This window comes from Sphingopyxis sp. (genome assembly GCF_019459305.1).
Taxonomy (GTDB): Bacteria; Pseudomonadota; Alphaproteobacteria; order Sphingomonadales; family Sphingomonadaceae; genus Sphingopyxis.
In genome coordinates this window covers 36,855-55,426 of sequence record NZ_JAIBES010000125.1, presented here as the reverse complement: position 1 = coordinate 55,426, position 18,572 = coordinate 36,855, and the positions used below count along the sequence as shown (strand labels likewise).

Here is an 18,572-nt window from a genome sequence, read left to right as displayed (position 1 = left end):
TCAAGGAAGTCGACGACGGCATCTGGCTCGTCAGCTTCATGCAATATGATCTGGGCTATATCGATCTCGAACAAAGAACGTTACAAACAATCGACAACCCCTTCGGAGCAAGGGTGTCACCCATGTCTTAGGTACAATATGATACCTATGTCTCCGGTTTGTACCCAAACGAATGTGGCGGACAGGGTGGGATTCGAACCCACGGTGAGCTTGCACCCACGGCGGTTTTCAAGACCGCTGCCTTAAACCACTCGGCCACCTGTCCGCACGGTCGCCGCCATAGCGCGATCGGCCGATGCGGCAAGAAAAACCTGCCCGGCTCAGCCCGCCGTGCGAATGACTCGGCTCGTCCCGCCATTACCTAGCCAAGCCGCTCGCATCTGTGCGAGACACACCTTATGGGTGGGAACATCATGCACGCTATCAATTTCAGCATCGGTCGTCTTTTCGCTCTCACCGCCGCCGTCCTGTCGGCCTGGCTGCTAACCGCATCGGCGCCGCTGCATGCGCAGAGCGGCGACGGCGGCTTTGATGCCTATGTGCAGTCGCTGTGGCCCAAGGCACAAGCGCGCGGCGTGTCGCGGCAGGTGTTTGATCGTGTCACCGCTGGGCTGCGCTACAATCAGCGCGTGATTGCGCTCGACCGCGACAATTTAGGCACCCCGCCCACCGCCGACACGCCGATTCCCAACTTCGCGCCCTACAAGGCAAGGCACGTCGATGCCGCACGGATCAACGGCGGGCGCCGCGTCCACGATCGCTTGTTGCCTTTGTTGTCCCGGATCGAGGCGCGCACCGGGGTGCCGACGAGCATCATGATCGCAATCTATGGCCATGAAACCGCCTATGGCCAGGTCACTGGCAGCTTCGACCTGCCCGAAGCGCTGGCGACGCTGGCCTATGAAGGGCGCCGCCGCAGCCTGTTCGAGCCCGAATTCATTGCGACGCTGGAGATGGTCCAGCGCGGAGTGCCGCGTGAGGTGCTGAAAGGCAGCTGGGCCGGCGCCTTCGGCTATCCCCAGTTCCTGCCGTCGGTCTTTCTGGCGGTCGCCGAGGACGGCGACGGCGACGGACGCGCCGACATCTGGTCGAGCGAAGCAGACGCGATTGAATCGATCGGCGCTTATCTCCGCCGTGCCGGCTGGCGTGCCGGACAGCCTTGGGGCGTGGCCGTGACGGTGCCGAGCAGCTTCGATCGCAATCGTTTTGCCAGTCGCCTCACCCCGACCCGTTGCCCCCGCGTTTTCGCACGCCACAGCCGCTGGCGCTCGATGGCCGAATGGCGCGCCGACGGGATTCAGCCGGTCGGCGGACGCTGGCCCGACGGACAGGTTCAGGCGGTGCTGCTCGAACCCGACGGCCCTGGACGGACCGCTTATTTGCTGACCGGTAACTATCGTGCGATATTGGACTATAATTGTTCCAATTTTTACGCATTATCGGTGGGGTTGCTGGCGGATGAAATCGATCGGTAGAAAAACGGGGTTGATAGCCGGTGCGATGCTGCTGCTCGTCGGCTGCGGCAGTTTCGGCGACGAGCGCCCGGGCGGGCCGACCGCCAGCCCAGCCCCGGCGCAATCTGCGAACGGCGTGAGCGACACACCGGTCAAGATTGGCGCCCCCTATACGATCGGCGGTACGACCTACACCCCATCGGACATCGCCGATTACGACGATGTCGGCTATGCGAGCTGGTATGGCGAGGAGCTCGCTGGGCGGCCCACCGCCAATGGCGAGATATTCGATCCCGCCGGGATCAGCGCCGCGCACAAGACGCTTCCACTGCCCAGCTATGTCGAGGTGACCGCGCTTGATACCGGACGCACGATATTGGTGCGTATCAACGACCGCGGCCCGATGGTTGGCGATCGGTTGATCGACCTGTCGCGCGGCGCCGCTGAACAGCTCGGCCTGAGCGCCGCGGTTTCAGCGGTCCGCGTCCGCCGCACCAATCCGCCCCTCGCCGAACGCGCGCAGCTGCGCGCCGGGCAACCGGTCCCCGAACGGATTGCGACGCCGGATTCGCTGCTGTCAATCCTGCGCACCAAGCTGAAAGCCATGCCGGTCCCGAACGCGCTCGCCGGAGCGCCTTAGGTCCAAGCGCAGCCCGCAGCGCCGATTGCATCGGGAAAAGCCAAGCCCGGCGATGACCGCCTTGTCGTTGAAAAAGCAAAACCGACCACGGAACCGGCAGCGACTGCTAAACCCGCAGTCGCCGTTGCAGGGAAATATGTCGTCCAGGTCGGCGCGTTCAGCAGCGAAAGCCGCGCCAATGCCGCTGCAAAATCGGTCGGCGGCACGGTGAGTAAGGCGGGCAACCTCTGGAGGGTGCGAATCGGCCCTTTCGCCAGCGACGCCGACGCGCGCGGTGCACTCGGAACGGCGAAGGCCAAGGGTTTCCGCGACGCGGTGGTCCAGCGCGATCGGTGACGAACGCGTGATAAAACTCTCAAAGATTACAACGCAAAGCGCTGCGGTGTTGGCAGGATTTGCACTAACGCTCGCCGTGCCAGCGGCCGCGGCGGACGACGCACGTCCAAAAAGCACGGCGGCAGCGCATCCGTCCTACACCACGCAGGCCCCGATCGTGATGCTCAAGGATGTCGATTCGGGCGAGGTTCTGTTCTCGCGGGGTGCAGAGAAGCGCTTTGCCCCAGCATCGATGGCGAAGGTAATGACTGCCTATGTCGTATTGGACTTGATCAAGAAGGGCGAGTTGGCGCGCGACAAGCAATTCACCGTCAGCGAAGCGACGTGGAAGAAGTGGAAGGGCAGCAACGGCGGGTCGACGATGTTCCTGCGCCCTGGCGAAAAGGTCTCGGTCGATGAGCTGCTTAAAGGACTGATCACAGTATCGGGCAACGACGCCGCCGCCGCGCTGGCGGTCGGGATTGATGGTGGCGAAGAATTATTTGTCAAAAGAATGAATGCTGTAGCTTCGCAAATTGGTATGAAATCGAGTAATTTCGGGACGCCGAATGGCTGGCCCGACGGTGGGATTACAAAGGTCAGCGCCACCGATCTCATCACGCTTGCCGACCGGCTGATCCGCGATCATCCCGCCGGTTATGCCCGCTATTTTTCGATGCCAAAGCTCCAGCATGGCACGTCGCCCGAGGGTAAGCCGATCATTCAGGCAAACCGTAATCCGATTCTCGGGCGGGTGCTGGGGGCTGATGGGTTAAAGACAGGCTACACGTCCGAAGCGGGCTATTGTTTGCTGGGTTCAGCGAAGCGCGACGGGCGGCGGCTGATCATGGTCGTTGCCGGCCTGCCGAATGACAAGGCGCGCCGCGACGAGGCCGAGCGGCTGATGAGTTGGGGTTTCGGGGTGACGCTGGCGGCGAACAACGGGGGCAAGGGCAAAAAAGCCGCCTCTGGCAGCGGCCGCGCTGCGCCGTGATGACAAAGCCCGGGCTGGCGGCTACGGCCACATGATGCACGCGCGTTTCTTCCGTCTCCAACCTTTCAGGCTTTCGGCATGACGCGCGGGCGGTTTGTCACGCTCGAGGGCGGGGAGGGGGTCGGCAAATCGACGCAGATCCGGGCGCTCGCTGCGGCTATCGAAGTGCGTGGTATCGAGGTCGTGGCAACGCGCGAGCCCGGTGGCAGCACCGGCGCCGAAGCGATCCGGACGCTGTTGATGGAAGGCAGCGATGACCGCTGGGATGCGCGCAGCGAAGCCTTGCTATTCGCGGCGGCGCGCGCTGACCATGTCGCGCGGACGATCCGTCCGGCGCTGGCGCGCGGCGCGTGGGTGCTGTGTGATCGCTTCGTTGATTCGAGCCGCGCCTATCAGGGCGGCGGCGGCGGTCTCACCGATGCAGACATATTGACGCTCCACGGCGTGGGGTCCGAAGGCTTGCTACCCAACCGCACCTTCCTGCTCACCGTCAGCCCCGCCGAAGCCGCGCGCCGTCTCGCCGCCCGCGGCGGTAGCGACCGCATGGGCAGCAAGCCCGCGGACTATCAGGCGCGCCTCGCCGCGCGCTTCATCGAAATGGCCAGGGCCGAGCCCGACCGCTGGCAGATTGTCGACGCCGACGCGCCCGCGGAGCAGGTGACAGCAGCGATACTGGAGGGTCTCGCCGAATGGCTATGATCGGCCACGAGGGGGCCGAGGCAGCTTTGCTCGAAGCCTGGCAGGGGGGCAGGCTGCACCACGCCTGGCTGCTCGCCGGACCGCAGGGGATGGGGAAAGGGGCTTTTGCCGCCCGCGTCGCACGCTTTCTCGTCACTCATGGCCGCGGCGGCGACGGGCAGACTGTCGGACTCGACGATCCAGGCGACAGCACCGCGGAGCGGCTGGTCGAGGCGGGTAACCACCCCGAAATCATCCATCTGACGCGCCAACTCAAGGACAAGAGCAAAGACCTCGCGCGCAACATCACGATCGATCAGGTGCGAGCGATGATCCGCCGCATGCATCTGTCGCTGTCGCTCGGCGAATGGCGCGTCATCATCGTCGACGCGATCGACGATCTGGAAACCGACGCCGCCAATGCGCTGCTTAAAACGCTGGAAGAACCGCCAGCAAAAACGCTGTTCCTGCTCGTGAGCCATTCGCCGGGGCGCTTGCTGCCGACGATTCGGTCGCGATGCAGAGCGCTACGTTTTCAACCGGTTGAACGTGACGTCATGACAACATGGCTGCACGACCTGCGCCCGATGCTCGAGATCGCCGAGGTACGCGCGATCGTCGCGGCGTCGGGCGGCGTCCCGGGCAAAGCACTCGCATTGATCGACAGCGATGTCGCCTCGATGGAGAAAAAACTACTCGCGATTGCCGCGACCGGGGACCCCGAGAACCGGCTGCGCGAGGCGCTGGCGCGCGAGGTTGGCGGCACCAGCAATCGCGCGAGGCTCGAACTCGTCATCGATATCGTGCCCGGGCTGCTCGCCCAGTTGGCGCGCGAGCGCTCGGTCGCGGAGATTGCCCCGATTCTCGCGCAATGGGACCGCGTCCAGAGGACCGTACGCGATGCGATCCGCGGCTCCTATGACGGCACCATGGTCGGATTCGAAATCGGCAACTGCCTCGCCGAACTGGCGCCGCGTTCAGCACAACCGGCACGCTGACGCTTTCCCTCGCGCGCGCCAGCGGCTAAGGCGCGGCCATGTCCGAAAACAGCGCACCTTTCTATATTACCACCGCGATCAGCTATCCCAATGGGCGGCCGCATATCGGCCACGCCTATGAAGCGATCGCGACCGACGTGATGGCGCGGTTCCAGCGCGCGCGCGGCCGCGACGTGCGGCTGATCACCGGCACCGACGAACATGGACTCAAGATGTTCCAGACCGCCCGCGATCAGGGCCGCGAAACGATCGACCTCGCCAATGAAATGTCATCTTATTTCCGCGAGATGTATGCCAAGCTGAATATTAGCTATGACAATTTCATGCGGACGTCGGACGCAGGGCACCATGCGGCCTCGCAGGCGATCTGGAAAGCGATGGAGGCGAATGGCGACCTCTATCTCGACCGCTACGAAGGCTGGTATTCGGTCCGCGACGAAGCCTTTTACGACGAAAGCGAGCTGACCAACGGGGAAGGGGCCGCCCGCCTGTCGCCGCAAGGCACTCCGGTCGAATGGACCGTCGAGGAAAGCTGGTTCTTCCGCCTTTCGAATTATCAGGACCGGCTGCTCGCGCTGTATGAAGAACAGCCCGATTTCATCCGCCCCGAAAGCCGCCGCAACGAGGTGATGCGCTTCGTCGAAGGCGGGCTCAAAGATCTCAGCGTTTCGCGCACCAGTTTCGACTGGGGGGTGCCGGTGCCGGGATCGCCGGGGCATGTAATGTATGTGTGGGTCGACGCGCTCACCACCTATCTCTCGGGGCTGGGCTATCCCGATCTCGATGGCGATTTCGGGAAGTTTTGGCCCGCCAATATCCACATGATCGGCAAGGATATTGTGCGTTTTCATACGGTTTACTGGCCAGCCTTTCTGATGAGCGCCGGTCTGCCGCTGCCCAAACAGGTGTTTGGGCACGGCTTCCTTCTCAACCGCGGCGAGAAGATGTCAAAGTCGTTGGGCAATGTTGTAGATCCGATGGCGCTTGCCGACACCTTCGGGGTCGATCCGCTGCGCTATTATCTGCTGCGCGAGGTCAGCTTCGGGCAGGACGGCACCTTCTCAGCGGAGGCGATCGTGCGCACTGCCAATGCCGATCTGGCGAACAGCTTCGGCAATCTTGCGCAACGCAGCTTGTCGATGATTTTCAAGAATTTGGATGGCATTCTAACAGCCGACTATGCGTCGCACGAAGATGATCGCGCGCTGCTGTCGATCGTTAATGACGCGTGCCGCAACCTACTGCCGCGCGAATTTGAACAGCTTGCGTTCTCGGTCGGGATCGAGGAATGGCTGCGGGCCGTGTTTGCGTGCAACCAGTATGTCGATACGCAAGCCCCGTGGGCGCTGCGCAAGACCGACCCCGACCGGATGCGCGCGGTGCTAATGACCCTATTCCAGGTCGTCCGTACCCTCGCGATCGCGATCCGCCCGGTGGTGCCGACCGCCGCCGACACTTTGCTCGACCAGATGGGCATTGGCGAAGATGCGCGCAATTTCGCAGCGTTGAACGATGGCGATTGGTTTGTGAACCTCGCTGCTAGCGGATTTATCGTTGGCCAGCCAACCCCCCTCTTCCCGCGCCTCGACCTGCCGGAGGGGGAAGGGGAGGCCTAATGCTCGTCGATTCACACTGCCATCTCAATTACAAGGGGCTCGCCGAGCAGCAGGGCGAAGTGCTGGATCGCGCCCGCGCCCGCGGCGTCACCGCGATGCTCAACATTGCGACGCGCGAGAGCGAGTGGGACGATGTGCTGGCGGCGGCTGAGGCCAATCCGGACGTCTGGGCCAGCGTCGGCATCCATCCGCACGACGCCGACCATCACCCCGACGTTGATACCGCGAAACTGGTCGAGCGCGCCGCACATCCGCGGGTTATCGGCATCGGCGAAACCGGGCTGGATTATTATTACGACAAGAGCGACCGCGTGCGACAGCAGGACAGCTTCCGCCGCCACATCCACGCATCGCAGGCGACCGGGCTGCCGATCATCGTCCACACCCGCGATGCCGAGGCCGATACGCTGGCGCTGCTGGGTCAGGAGATGGACAGGGCGACTTTCCCCGGCGTAATCCATTGCTTCACCGCGAGCGACGATTTCGCGCGCAAAGCACTCGACTTGGGCTTGTTCATTTCGATTTCGGGCATTGTGACGTTCAAAAATGCTGCCGATCTGCAGGCGACCGCCAAATGGCTACCACAGGATCGGCTACTCATCGAAACCGACTCCCCTTTCCTCGCCCCCGTCCCGCACCGCGGCAAGACAGGCGAACCGGCGTTTGTGGCCGATACGCTGGCGTTTCTCGCAACCCTGCGCGACGAGGATCCGGAAGCCCTGGGCGCGGCGACGAGCGCGAATTTCTACGGGCTTTTCAATAAGGCGGCGCCATGACGCCATACGCGCCATGAAGGTTCGTATCCTGGGTTGCGGGACGTCGTCGGGCGTGCCGCGGATCGGTAATGACTGGGGGCAATGCGACCCCGACAATCCGCGCAACCTGCGCAGTCGGTCCTCGATCCTGATCTCGCTCGGTGGCTTTCGCCTGCTCGTCGACACCAGTCCCGACATGCGGTTGCAATTGCTCGATGCCGAGGTTGGCACAGTCGATGGCATCATCTGGACCCACGAGCATGCGGACCATTGCCACGGATTGGACGATTTGCGCCAGATCATGCATCTGCGCGGCTCTCTGGTGCCGGCCTATGCGCGCAACCATGTGCTCGACACACTCAAATGGCGCTTCACCTATGCCTTTGCCGGAAACGCCGGTTATCCGGCGTTGGTCGATCCGATCGACTTGCTGGACCATCAATCGATCGGGCCGATCGAGGTTTCGGCGATCGAAATGCCGCACGGGCCGATCAAGGCCAGCGGGCTGATCTTCTGCGATGGTGTGCATAAGATCGGCTATGCTACGGATTTTTCAAAGTTTACCGACGAGATGGTCGACTTTTTCCAAGGCGTTGACCTTTTTGTGATCGATGCGCTGCGCCGCTATCCGCACCCGACGCATCCGCACCTCGCGATGACGCTCGCTGCGCTCGAAAAATGCGGCAGTCCGCGCGCGGTTATCACGCATATGGACAATACGATGGATTATGACGACCTTGCGGGTGAATTGCCGCCGGGTGTCGAGCCGGGCTATGACGGTTTGGAGGTGCAGCTATGAGCGGTGATACGGCGGTGCAGATGATCTGGTTCGTCGGTGCGCTGACGCTGGTCGTCAGCTCCTTGTTGGCGCGGCGGTTGCCGATGGCCGACTGGCTCAAGATGGGGTTGGCGTGGGCGGCGATTTTTGGTCTGGTGTTTCTGGTCATCCGAACGTGGCAGATGGTCACCTGATTGCTTCGCAATCATATGCCGGGGCAAAATCGTATGATTTCAACGGCAGGGGGATTTCCTCAGTCCCATAGAGAATTTAACATAATATATATTATCGGATAAAATCATGGCCCACGCGACGCTCCATCCCCCCATTGATCGCCTGCTGGCGGTGATGGCCAAATTGCGCGACCCTCATGATGGATGCGAGTGGGATCTTGCGCAGAGTTTCACGACGATCGCGCCCTACACGATCGAGGAAGCCTACGAAGTTGCCGAAGCGATCGCGGGCGGCGATCCTGCGGCGATCTGCGACGAACTTGGCGACCTGTTGCTCCAGGTCGTGTTCCACAGCCAGATTGCCGCAGACGCCGGCATCTTCGGCTTTGACGATGTCGCCACCGCGATCAGCGACAAGATGGAACGCCGCCATCCGCATATTTTTGGTGATCACAAGGCTGACGACGTCCGCCAGCAATGGGAACAGATCAAGGCCGATGAACGCGCCGCTGACGGTCTCAAAAGCGCTCTTTCAGGCGTCGCGCTATCCTTGCCTGCCTTGCTGCGTGCCCAAAAGCTCCAGTCGCGCGCTGCGCGCGTCGGGTTCGACTGGCCTGACGAGGCTGGCCCACGCGACAAGATCACCGAAGAACTGGCTGAAGTGGCAACCGCAACTAGCGATGCGGCCCGTCACGAGGAGGTCGGCGACCTGCTGTTCGCGGTCGTTAATTACGCGCGTCACTTGAGAGTCGACGCCGAAAGCGCGCTTCGCGACGCCAACACCAAATTCGGGCGCCGTTTTGCCGCGATGGAAGATCGCGCAGGCGGCAGTCTGGCGGGTCTGTCGCTCGACGCGCAGGAAGCGCATTGGCTGGCGGTCAAGGCGTCGGAGCGTCGTCCGTAGGCCACAGCCGCTCAAAGCGTGCGCTGTCGGCGGGATCGAGCCGGACGGTCAGTACATGTCCCTCACCCTCGGGTTCATCGGCCAACACCTCACCACGCGCGTGAAGCCACGCCGCCGCTTCGCCGTCCTGATAGTCGAGGTAAATCCGCTGCACCTTGTGCAGCGCGGTCAGTTGCGCCGCCATCAACACGCGCGCGGCTTCGACGCCTTCGCCCGTCACGGCGGATACGACCGCGACGTCAGAACGGCGCGCCGCCATCTCCTCGATCCCAGCGCGCCCATCGGCGTCCGCGGTATCGATCTTGTTCCAGATTTCGATCTGCGGGATCGCCGGCGGCGTATCGCCCTCCCCGTCATCCTGCGGTCCATTGACGCCGAGCGAGCTTAGAATCGCTCGAACATCGTCATATTGCGCGTCGCTGTCGGGATGGACGATGTCACGGACATGGACAATCAGGTCGGCAGTCGTGACCTCTTCCAGCGTGGCACGGAACGCCGCGACTAGTTCGGTGGGCAGATCAGACACAAAACCCACGGTATCGGACAGGATCGCCTTGTCGACCCCCGGCAGCCTTATCTCGCGCATCGTCGGATCGAGCGTGGCAAACAACATATCTTCCGCCATGACGTCACTTCCCGTCAAGCGATTGAAAAACGTCGATTTGCCGGAATTTGTATAACCAACCAGCGCCACCACGGGCCATGGCGCGCGCTGGCGCTTCGACCGTTGGAGCTGGCGAGTGCGCCGTGCATCATCAAGGCTGCGCCGAATCCGGGCCATGCGGTTGCGGATCATCCGTCGATCGGCCTCGATCTGCGTTTCGCCAGGCCCGCCGAGGAAACCGAAGCCGCCGCGCTGGCGTTCGAGGTGGGTCCAGCTGCGCACCAGCCGTCCCGCCTGATAGTCGAGATGCGCAAGTTCCACCTGCAACCGCCCCTCAGCGGTCGCGGCGCGTTCACCAAAGATTTCGAGGATCAGCCCGGTGCGGTCGATGACCTTGGTGCCGAACGAGGTTTCCAGATTGCGCTGTTGGATCGGGCTGAGCGCCGCATCGACGACAACCAGCTGGACGCCGTGCTTTTCGATATCGGGCGTAATGGCTTCGATCTGCCCGACGCCGATCAGCGTGGCAGCGCGCGTCTGGCGCAGCCGCAAGGTGTGGACTGCAACCACGTCGAGCCCGATGGCCACCGCGAGTCCCTTCGCCTCCTCGGCGCGCGCGTCGAGATCTCGCGCCAGCCGCTGGCTATGCCATTCGGGCACGACGAGGAGCGCGGCGGCGCCGCGGGTGACTTCTTCCGGGCTGTCGATAATCGAGGCGATCAGGCGTTGTCCGCTTCTGCGTCCGGCTCGCTATCGGTCAGGTTGATCGGGCCGTTCGGCTGCACCGTCGAAATGGCGTGCTTGTAGACGAGTTGCACCTGCCGCTCGCGCTCGAGCAGCATGCAGAATAGGTCAAAAGCGACGATATCACCCTGCAACATCACGCCGTTGACCAAGAACATCGTCACCGATTCATCGGATTTGCGCACCGCATTCAGGAATACATCCTGCAACGCCTTGCCCTTGCTGGCCGGCGCCTCGCGCAGATTGCCGCCGAGCAGCGACAGGTCGAAGTCGTGCGACGGCATCACCGTCGAGATCGCATGTTTATAAACCAGCTGCGATTGACCATCGCGGCGCAGCAGCAACGAGAAATTGTCAAACCAGGTGATGATGCCCTGAAGCTTCACCCCCTTGACGAGGAACATCGTTACCGGGGTTTTGCTCTTACGCAGCGCGTTGAGAAAAATATCTTGGAGATTCTGGTTCTTATCGGACACATTTGCCTCCTGTTTTTGGCGGTACGACCGCGGGTATGCGCCGGTTTTCCGGCTTTAAGACCTTCTTCTTCCCATCAATATGCGGCAAAGCATGCGTCAGGTCTAGCGCAAAGCCTTTAACCCTCGCCGTCCGAACTCTCGGTGAGCCCCAAAAGTTTCAGTTTTCGGTGCAGGGCCGAGCGTTCCATGCCGATGAAGGTCGCGGTGCGCGAAATATTGCCGGAAAACCGGTTGATCTGGATTCGCAGATATTCGCGCTCGAAATTTTCGCGCGCTTCTTTCAGCGGGATTGCGGTGATCGATTCCGAGTTTGGCAAAATATCGGTACCACCGCGCACGAGTTCGCTCGGCAGCATATCGGCATCGATCCGCGACAGCCGGTCGCTCGGCGCCAATATCATCACGCGCTCGATCACGTTACGCAGCTCGCGGACGTTGCCCGGCCACTCATGCGCCTGCAAGGCCGCCATCGCTTCCGAACTGATTTCGGGCGGAGGCACACGGCGATCGGCGGCGTAGCGGCGGATATAATGGTCGCACAGGCTGGCGATGTCGTCGCGACGCTCGCGCAGCGGGGGAATATGCACCGGCACGACATTAAGCCGGTAATAAAGATCCTCGCGAAACCGGCTTTCGGCAATTTCGGTCGTCAGGTCGCGCGCCGAGCCCGAAATGATCCGCACATCGACGCGGATCATCGTGCGGCCTCCGACACGCGTAAAGCTCTGATCGGTCAGCACGCGAAGGATCTTGCCCTGCGTCGTCAGCGGCATGTCGGCGACCTCATCGAGGAACAAGGTGCCGCCGTGCGCTTGCTCGAGCAGCCCGACGCGGATCGCGCCGTCGTCGGTTTCCGACCCGAACAATTCAGTTTCGACCGTCTCCGGGTCCATGCGCGCCGACGAAATAACGCGAAACGGCGCATTTTGGCGCCCGCTCCATCCGTGCAGCACGCGCGCGGCAACTTCCTTGCCGACCCCTGCGGCACCGGTGATCAGCACCCGACTGCCCGTTCCCGCCACGCGCTTCAGTGTCGCACGGACATTGTTGATCGACGCACTGGTCCCGGTCAGTTCATCTGACGGCCCCGCTTTTTCGCGCAGTTGCTCATATTCGAACTTCAGCCGTTCGCTTTCGGTCGCGCGCGCCACCAGATGGAGCAAGCGCGATGCCTCGAACGGCTTTTCGATGAAATCATAGGCACCGCGCCGGATCGCTGCGACCGCAGTATCGAGCCCGCCGTGGCCTGAGATGACGATGATCGGCAGCGTCGGGTCGAACGCCTTGATAGCCTCGACAAGTCCCAGCCCATCGAGCCGCGATCCCTGCAACCAAACGTCGATCAGCGCGAGCGACGGCCGCCGCTGGCGGATCGCTTCGAGCGCGGAATCGCTGTCGGAGGCAATGCGCGCCTCATAACCTTCGTCTTCCATGACGCCGGCGACGAGGTCGCAAATGTCGCGTTCGTCGTCGACGATCAAAATATCAAGCGCCATGTTCTTCTCTGTCCTGCCGGTTGCGGATCCGCCCCGGAACCGATTCTGCGTACCCCATGCTTGTTTCTTCGCCCTTCCCTGCCAAACCCTGCAGTCGGTCGGGATGGAGCGTCAGCGTCACGCACGTCCCCTGCCCCGCCGGATTGTCCGAAAATTCCAGTTCGCCGTAATGCTGCTCGACGATCTTTTTTACGATCGCGAGGCCCAGCCCGGTGCCGCCCTGCCGCGTCGTCATATAGGGTTCGGCGATGGTGTCGCGCGCCTGTGGCAAGCCGATCCCGTCGTCGGCAACACGGATCAGGATTTCGCCGTGCGGCCCGCCGGCCAGCTCGGCATCGATATGCCCGATAGGCGTTGAATCCGAATTTTTTGCTTTTTCTTCAATCGCTTCCACCGCGTTTTTTACGATATTTGTCATGGCCTGAGACAACAGGCGTCGATCGCAGACGAGCGGCTCGATTTCGTCGGGGGTTTTTATCACAAAGACGATATCGGGCTTGGCAACCTCGAACAGGAATACCGCTTGGCGCAGGATATCGCGGACATCCTCCACCCCAAAGGTCGGTTTGGGCATGCGGGCAAAGCTAGAAAATTCGTCGACCATCCGGCGCAAGTCGTGAACCTGGCGGATCACGGTGTCGGTCAGCTTTTTGAACGTTGCGCTGTCGCCCTCGATCTTGTCACCAAAGCGACGCTGGAGGCGCTCGGCGGCGAGCTGGATCGGGGTCAATGGGTTCTTGATCTCATGCGCGATGCGCCGCGCGACATCGGACCAAGCGGCGCGGCGCTGATCGAGCAATTGCTGCGTAATATCCTCAAAACTGAGGACAAAGCCATCGCCCTGCGCAACAGCTTTAGCGGCCAACGTCGCGGGTTCGGCGTTTACACGCGCGAGTTGGACGATCGCCTCGCGCTCGTCCCCAATCAGCAGCTGGGCGAGTTCGGGCGCGACGTCCGCCAAGGGGCGACCGGTCAGGCAGTCAGCCGACTGGCAGATCAGCCGCTCGGCGGCCGCGTTGGCGAGCTGGATGCGGTGATCGGCGTCTACCGAAATCACTGCCGAGGACACGCCGCTGAGCACCGCTTCAATAAAGCTGCGCCGCGCTTCGAGCTGTTCGTTGACGCTGACGAGCGCGCCGGTCTGCCCCTCCAGCTGCTCAGTCATCCGGTTGAAGGCGCGGGTGAGCACCGAGATTTCGTCATCGCGAACCGGCGGCGTCACGCGCACCGACAGGTCGCCCCCCGCCGCGGTGCGCGTCGCGCCGATCAGTGTCCCGAGCGGGCGGACGATGCGGTCGGCGACGACGATTGCCGCAATCACGGCGAGCGCGAGCAGCAATAGCGATCCCAAATATAGTGCGCCGTTAAATTGTAACTGTAAAAGCTGCGAGCGTTGGAACAGGCCATTATAGTCAGCGAGCACCGTGCTGGCCCGCTCGGACTGCTGGAAACCTGGCACATTCGCATCGCGCGATGCATAAACATAGGCGCCATCTCGCCCAGGAAGTCGCGCTGCTGCTTCCACGCGGTCCGACTGCCGAACGACAACAACATCTTCCCCTGCCGCGAGCCTGCTTCTCATCGTCGGTGTCAATCGACTCTCAGCAACCCGGTTGTCGGGACTGACGGCCGCCGCGGTGCGTGCCAGACCATCTTTCCCGATCTCGATAATCGCTGACTCGTTCAGGCTTCGCACCACAACCTGCTGAAAATAATAGTTCGAAAAATCGGGATCAGAGATCGATACGCGAGTCAGGAGATTGCCAAGATCTTCCGCCATTTTCGCCGTGTTGGCCCCAACTTCGCGCTGGTTCTCCTGATAATAACCCTCCGCCAGATTGGCCGCATTCTCGAACATTCCGCGCGACCGGTCAGAAAACCAGAAATCGACGCCGAACTGGAACAGCAGTGATGCAAAAATCACCACGAGCAACGTCGGCGCGGCCGCAATCAAAGAAAACAATGCTACCAGTCGCACATGCAGGCGGCCGTTGCCGCCCTCCATCGATCGTACCGCCCGGGCGCGCGCGACGCGGCTGCCGATCAGCACGATCAGCGCCATCGCCGGTACCAGATTGGCGACCATGATCGCAGCGACGAGCGCAGGGGTAAGTAGTCGCTCGCTCTGCGCATCGCCCGTGACAAAGACATAGGTCGCGATGCCGACGCTGATGACCAGTGCCAGCGTGTAATATTCGGGGACCGCGAAGCGCCAGAAGCCCGAGCGTACGTCCGGCGCGGCTGGGTCGATATCGTGAGTCAGGGGAGCCGCGTGCGCCATTGTTGCTATGCTACGACAAACCTGTTGCATAGAAAACACACAAACTGCGCTTTGGCCGCTAGAAAGCCTCAAATATGAGTTCGTTTCCTTCGCTCAAGGATGCGTGGGATCGATATCCAGCTGCCCGAGCCGCTTGCGCAACGTGTTGCGATTGATCCCGAGCCGCCGCGCCGCCTCCAGCTGATTGCCGCGCACATCGCGCAGGACGCGGCGAAATAGCGCTGCCTCGACGATCGCTTCGAGCTGGCCGTGGAGTTCGCCCTCAGGCGCGTCACTGGCCATCTGCTCGCGCACCCAATCATCGACCGCGCGCGCGATCAGGTCGGCCGGCGCCGCCGCGCCGCCGCCTTCGCCATTGTAGTGCAGCACCGTTTCCACATCGCGCACGGTCACGACGGTATCGCGCGAAAGCACTGCCAGACGCTGGACGACGTTTCCAAGCTCGCGGACATTCCCGGGCCAATCATAGCGTTCGAGCCACTGCATCGCGGCAGGCGCGAACTGGCGGTCGGGCAGCCCCGAAGCACGCCCCGCATCGACGAAATGGCGCACCAGCGCAGCAATGTCGCTGCGCCGGTCGCGCAGCGGCGGCAGCGTTACCGGAATGACGTTGAGCCGGTAGAAGAGATCCTCGCGGAAACGCCCATCTGCGACCAAGGTTCGCATGTCGCGATGGGTCGCGGCGATCACGCGGACGTCGGCGCGCAGCGCCTGATTGCCGCCAACGGTCGAATATTCGTTGCTTTGCAGCACACGCAGCAACCGGGTCTGCGCTTCCAGCGGCATGTCGCCGATCTCATCAAGGAACAAGGTGCCGCCCGCCGCCTGCTCGAAACGCCCCGCATTGCGGCTGTGCGCGCCGGTGAAGGCGCCTTTTTCATGGCCAAACAGCTCGGCCTCGATCAACTCGCGCGGGATCGCGGCCATGTTGATCGCAACGAAGGGACCAGCCCGGCGCAGCCCCGTTGCATGGATCGCGCGCGCCACAACTTCCTTGCCGGTCCCCGATTCGCCGAGGATCAGCACCGCGAGGTCGTTCGAGGCGAGCCGCGCGATCGTACGATACACCGCCTGCATCGCGGGCGCACGACCGACCAGCCCGTGGCTGTCCGCTTGCGCCGGATCTGTGCCGGTCATTGGCTCGGCGGGGCGCTGCAACGCAGCGCGAACGCTCGCGGTCAGTTCGTCGAGATCGAACGGCTTGGGCAGATAGTCGTAGCTGCCGATCCCCGTCGCGCGCACCGCGGTATCGAGCGTGTTTTGCGCCGACAGCACGATCACCGGCGTTCCGACATCTACACGCAGCGAATCGATACCGTCGCCGTCGGGCAGCACGACATCGGTGATGATCAGGTCGGGGCGATGGTCCTTAAGCCACGCGTTGCGTTCGGCGATGCTGCCGACCGACGCGAAATGACCGCATTCGCCAACGAGCGTCTCGCGGATGATCATCGCGATGGCAGGATCGTCCTCGACCAGCAGGATCGTCTTGTGATTGCTCATGCCCCGCGCCCCTTTTGCGCCACCGGCAGATGCACGCGAAAGCGGGTCCATTCGCCGTCGCGCATATGTTGGACGGTCCCGCCCATGTCGCGCGCCAGCTTGGCAACGAGCGCGAGACCGAGCCCCCGCCCCTCGCGCTTGGTCGTTACGAACGGGTCGAACAGGTCGCCACGAATGTCGGCAGGAACACCGGGACCATTGTCGCTGACGCTGACCTCGATCGGCAGCGCAATCCGCCCCCGTCCGTCGCCATTGTCGATCGAGAGTCCGTGGCGATAAGCGGTCGCCAGCCGCACGACGCCGTCATCCCGCCCGCCAAGCGCCTCGCAGCCGTTGGTCACAAGGTTCAGCAATATCTGCACCATGGCGTCATGGTTGCCTTGCACGAGCGGCAGCGACGGGTCGAAATCTTCGGCAAAGCGCACACCCGGAAACTGGCGCGCGCGGGCGGTTTCCATCGCTTGATGGATCGGTTGATACAGGTTGATCGGCGCACATGCGATCGGCTGGCCGCGGGAGAAATGCTCCATTTGGTCGATCAGCGTCGCGATCCGGTCGACCTCGGCGCAGATCAGCGTCGTGAAGCGTTCACCGCTGGCATCGGTCTTGCGCGCCAAGAGCTGCGCCGCGCCCTTGATCCCCGCAAGCGGGTTCTTGATTTCATGCGCTAGCATCGATGCGGCTCCGCCAGCTGCGCGCCCCGATCGCCCGATCGCGCCGCCCATCAACTCGGCGTCGCTTTGCGCGGGGATCAGCGCGAGGATGCGGTGGCCGTTTTGGCCGTAGGGGACCATCTGCATATCGACGAAGATCGTCTTGCGCCCGCCGACCGAAATCTCGGCCCGGTGCGCGAATAGCGCCGACGTCGCGGCGTCGCTCATCCGCTGGCGATAGCTGCGGTCCATGTCGATGACGTCATAGACGACGCGCCCGATGATTGCCGACCGGCTCATATTGCACATCTGCTCGGCGGCGGCGTTGACGAACAGCACTACGGCGCCCTTGTCGATCAACAGCGTCGGAACAGGGTGCGAATGAATCAGCTCGTCATGGTCGAAGGTCGGGATGCTCGATGTGAGCGCGCTCACGCCGCAGCCTTGCTCAGGAACGGGGCGTAAAAGCGTTCGAGCGCGTCAAGCACGTCGCGGCTGCTCAGGATCTGGTTCACCATGTTGCGAAACTCGGCCGATCCATGCAGCCCCTTGACGTACCAGCCGAGATGCTTGCGCGCCATATTGACCCCGGTAATCTCGCCATAATGGTCGATCATTGCGCGGTAATGCGATGTAATGACCTCATATTGTTCGTCGATGCCGGGATCGGGCCGATTGCCCTCCCCGCGCAGCGCCGCCATCACCTGCCCCAGCAACCACGGGCGGCCATAGGCACCGCGTCCGATCATGACGCCGTCGGCACCGCTCTGCGCGAGCGCCGTGCGCGCGTCGTCGGCGGAGCAAATGTCGCCATTGGCGATCACCGGGATCGACACCGCGTCCTTGACCTTGCGAATGAAACTCCAATCGGCCTCACCGCGATACATTTGGTTGCGGGTACGGCCGTGGACCGTCACTAGTTTGGCGCCCAGATCCTCGGCGATATGCGCTAATTCAGGGGCGTTCAGGCTGTCGTGGCACCAGCCCATGCGCATCTTGACCGTCACCGGCACCGACACGGCCTTGACGCAGGCTGCGATTAGCGCCGCGGCCAGCTTCAGGTCGCGCATCAACGCCGATCCGGCATCGCCGCTGGTCACCTTGCGCACCGGACAGCCCATATTGATGTCGATGATCGCGGCGCCGCGATCTTCGTTGAGCTTCGCCGCTTCGCCCATTTCATAAGGCGTGCAGCCGACGAGCTGCATCGACACCGGCTCCTCCACCGGGTGCCACGCCGCTTTCTGGATCGACTGGCGCGTTTCGCGGATCGCCGCCTGGCTGGCGATCATCTCGGTGACGTTGAGCCCCGAGCCATAGCGGCGCACCAAGGTGCGGAACGGCATGTCGGTGACGCCCGTCATCGGCGCGAGGATCACGGGATCCGCGATGGTAACGTTGCCGATCTGGATGGGCCGCAGCGGCGCCATGGCGGGAGCTTTCGTCTGATTGCCTAAAATTTGAGCAGCCCGTACACGCTAAGCCGCTTTCCCGCAAGCCGTGGCTGCGC

The 18,572-nt window shown here is 62.7% G+C and carries 18 protein-coding genes and 1 tRNA gene; 11 read left to right on the top strand and 8 right to left on the bottom strand.

The features are described 5' to 3' along the window. Positions 1-175: 175 nt before the first annotated feature. Positions 176-265: transfer RNA gene (locus tag K0M74_RS14630), tRNA-Ser, on the bottom strand. Between the two features lie 148 nt (positions 266-413). Between K0M74_RS14630 and K0M74_RS14625 the strand changes: the two genes are divergently transcribed. The 11 genes from K0M74_RS14625 (at position 414) to mazG (ending at position 9,305) form a co-directional block, all read left to right on the top strand. After that, positions 414-1,475, top strand: a complete 1,062-nt coding sequence (locus K0M74_RS14625; RefSeq protein WP_293973897.1) for a lytic transglycosylase domain-containing protein — start codon at positions 414-416, stop codon at positions 1,473-1,475. Next, complete coding sequence (locus K0M74_RS14620; protein ID WP_293973895.1) at positions 1,459-2,094, top strand: septal ring lytic transglycosylase RlpA family protein; 636 nt, start codon at positions 1,459-1,461, stop codon at positions 2,092-2,094. Before K0M74_RS14625 ends, K0M74_RS14620 begins: the two co-directional genes overlap by 17 nt. A 24-nt stretch (positions 2,095-2,118) precedes the next feature. Next, the gene (locus K0M74_RS14615; protein ID WP_293973911.1) at positions 2,119-2,430 is read left to right on the top strand and encodes an SPOR domain-containing protein; all 312 of its coding nucleotides are present in this window, start codon (positions 2,119-2,121) and stop codon (positions 2,428-2,430) included. A 46-nt stretch (positions 2,431-2,476) separates the two neighbouring features. Continuing rightward, entirely contained in the window at positions 2,477-3,403 is a 927-nt protein-coding gene (locus tag K0M74_RS14610) for a D-alanyl-D-alanine carboxypeptidase family protein (protein WP_293973893.1), read from the top strand. A gap of 78 nt (positions 3,404-3,481) precedes the next feature. Beyond that, complete coding sequence (gene tmk, locus K0M74_RS14605) at positions 3,482-4,102, top strand: dTMP kinase (protein WP_293973890.1); 621 nt, start codon at positions 3,482-3,484, stop codon at positions 4,100-4,102. Next, positions 4,093-5,079 (top strand): DNA polymerase III subunit delta', encoded by a 987-nt coding sequence (locus K0M74_RS14600; RefSeq protein WP_293973887.1) that lies wholly within the window; start codon positions 4,093-4,095, stop codon positions 5,077-5,079. The genes tmk and K0M74_RS14600 overlap by 10 nt, the downstream gene beginning before the upstream one ends. Before the next feature lie 38 nt (positions 5,080-5,117). After that, positions 5,118-6,695, top strand: a complete 1,578-nt coding sequence (metG, locus tag K0M74_RS14595; protein ID WP_293973884.1) for a methionine--tRNA ligase — start codon at positions 5,118-5,120, stop codon at positions 6,693-6,695. Beyond that, positions 6,695-7,471, top strand: a complete 777-nt coding sequence (locus tag K0M74_RS14590; RefSeq protein WP_293973881.1) for a TatD family hydrolase — start codon at positions 6,695-6,697, stop codon at positions 7,469-7,471. The genes metG and K0M74_RS14590 overlap by 1 nt, the downstream gene beginning before the upstream one ends. 13 nt (positions 7,472-7,484) lie before the next feature. After that, positions 7,485-8,249 carry an MBL fold metallo-hydrolase gene (locus K0M74_RS14585; protein WP_293973878.1) on the top strand — a complete coding sequence of 255 codons (765 nt, stop codon included), beginning with the start codon at positions 7,485-7,487 and terminating at the stop codon, positions 8,247-8,249. After that, positions 8,246-8,422, top strand: a complete 177-nt coding sequence (locus tag K0M74_RS14580; protein ID WP_293973875.1) for a hypothetical protein — start codon at positions 8,246-8,248, stop codon at positions 8,420-8,422. Before K0M74_RS14585 ends, K0M74_RS14580 begins: the two co-directional genes overlap by 4 nt. A 106-nt stretch (positions 8,423-8,528) precedes the next feature. Then, positions 8,529-9,305 (top strand): nucleoside triphosphate pyrophosphohydrolase, encoded by a 777-nt coding sequence (mazG, locus tag K0M74_RS14575; protein ID WP_293973872.1) that lies wholly within the window; start codon positions 8,529-8,531, stop codon positions 9,303-9,305. On the opposite strand, the gene hflX is transcribed toward mazG, so the two are convergent. From hflX to dusB, 7 genes are all read right to left on the bottom strand, one after another. Then, complete coding sequence (gene hflX / locus K0M74_RS14570) at positions 9,280-10,620, bottom strand: GTPase HflX (protein WP_293973908.1); 1,341 nt, start codon at positions 10,618-10,620, stop codon at positions 9,280-9,282. The two genes, mazG and hflX, sit on opposite strands and share 26 nt — an antisense overlap. Before the next feature lie 8 nt (positions 10,621-10,628). Then, complete coding sequence (gene hfq / locus K0M74_RS14565) at positions 10,629-11,129, bottom strand: RNA chaperone Hfq (RefSeq protein WP_293973869.1); 501 nt, start codon at positions 11,127-11,129, stop codon at positions 10,629-10,631. A gap of 116 nt (positions 11,130-11,245) precedes the next feature. Continuing rightward, positions 11,246-12,625 (bottom strand): sigma-54 dependent transcriptional regulator, encoded by a 1,380-nt coding sequence (locus tag K0M74_RS14560; RefSeq protein WP_293973867.1) that lies wholly within the window; start codon positions 12,623-12,625, stop codon positions 11,246-11,248. Then, complete coding sequence (locus K0M74_RS14555; RefSeq protein ID WP_293973865.1) at positions 12,615-14,906, bottom strand: ATP-binding protein; 2,292 nt, start codon at positions 14,904-14,906, stop codon at positions 12,615-12,617. Before K0M74_RS14555 ends, K0M74_RS14560 begins: the two co-directional genes overlap by 11 nt. Before the next feature lie 93 nt (positions 14,907-14,999). After that, complete coding sequence (locus tag K0M74_RS14550; protein WP_293973863.1) at positions 15,000-16,409, bottom strand: sigma-54 dependent transcriptional regulator; 1,410 nt, start codon at positions 16,407-16,409, stop codon at positions 15,000-15,002. Beyond that, the gene (locus tag K0M74_RS14545) at positions 16,406-17,497 is read right to left on the bottom strand and encodes an ATP-binding protein (RefSeq protein WP_293973860.1); all 1,092 of its coding nucleotides are present in this window, start codon (positions 17,495-17,497) and stop codon (positions 16,406-16,408) included. Before K0M74_RS14545 ends, K0M74_RS14550 begins: the two co-directional genes overlap by 4 nt. Beyond that, positions 17,494-18,492 (bottom strand): tRNA dihydrouridine synthase DusB, encoded by a 999-nt coding sequence (dusB, locus tag K0M74_RS14540; protein WP_293973857.1) that lies wholly within the window; start codon positions 18,490-18,492, stop codon positions 17,494-17,496. The genes K0M74_RS14545 and dusB overlap by 4 nt, the downstream gene beginning before the upstream one ends. Between the last annotated feature and the right edge of the window lie 80 nt (positions 18,493-18,572).

Bases quoted from the DNA above. Each gene is read 5' to 3' on its own strand.
- K0M74_RS14625 (WP_293973897.1), top strand. From the start codon at position 414: ATGCACGCTATCAATTTCAGCATCGGTCGTCTTTTCGCTCTCACCGCC.
- K0M74_RS14620 (WP_293973895.1), top strand. From the start codon at position 1,459: ATGAAATCGATCGGTAGAAAAACGGGGTTGATAGCCGGTGCGATGCTG.
- tmk (WP_293973890.1), top strand. From the start codon at position 3,482: ATGACGCGCGGGCGGTTTGTCACGCTCGAGGGCGGGGAGGGGGTCGGC.
- K0M74_RS14600 (WP_293973887.1), top strand. From the start codon at position 4,093: ATGGCTATGATCGGCCACGAGGGGGCCGAGGCAGCTTTGCTCGAAGCC.
- metG (WP_293973884.1), top strand. From the start codon at position 5,118: ATGTCCGAAAACAGCGCACCTTTCTATATTACCACCGCGATCAGCTAT.
- K0M74_RS14590 (WP_293973881.1), top strand. From the start codon at position 6,695: ATGCTCGTCGATTCACACTGCCATCTCAATTACAAGGGGCTCGCCGAG.
- K0M74_RS14585 (WP_293973878.1), top strand. From the start codon at position 7,485: ATGAAGGTTCGTATCCTGGGTTGCGGGACGTCGTCGGGCGTGCCGCGG.
- K0M74_RS14580 (WP_293973875.1), top strand. From the start codon at position 8,246: ATGAGCGGTGATACGGCGGTGCAGATGATCTGGTTCGTCGGTGCGCTG.
- mazG (WP_293973872.1), top strand. From the start codon at position 8,529: ATGGCCCACGCGACGCTCCATCCCCCCATTGATCGCCTGCTGGCGGTG.
- K0M74_RS14560 (WP_293973867.1), bottom strand. From the start codon at position 12,625: ATGGCGCTTGATATTTTGATCGTCGACGACGAACGCGACATTTGCGAC.
- K0M74_RS14555 (WP_293973865.1), bottom strand. From the start codon at position 14,906: ATGGCGCACGCGGCTCCCCTGACTCACGATATCGACCCAGCCGCGCCG.
- K0M74_RS14550 (WP_293973863.1), bottom strand. From the start codon at position 16,409: ATGAGCAATCACAAGACGATCCTGCTGGTCGAGGACGATCCTGCCATC.
- dusB (WP_293973857.1), bottom strand. From the start codon at position 18,492: ATGGCGCCGCTGCGGCCCATCCAGATCGGCAACGTTACCATCGCGGAT.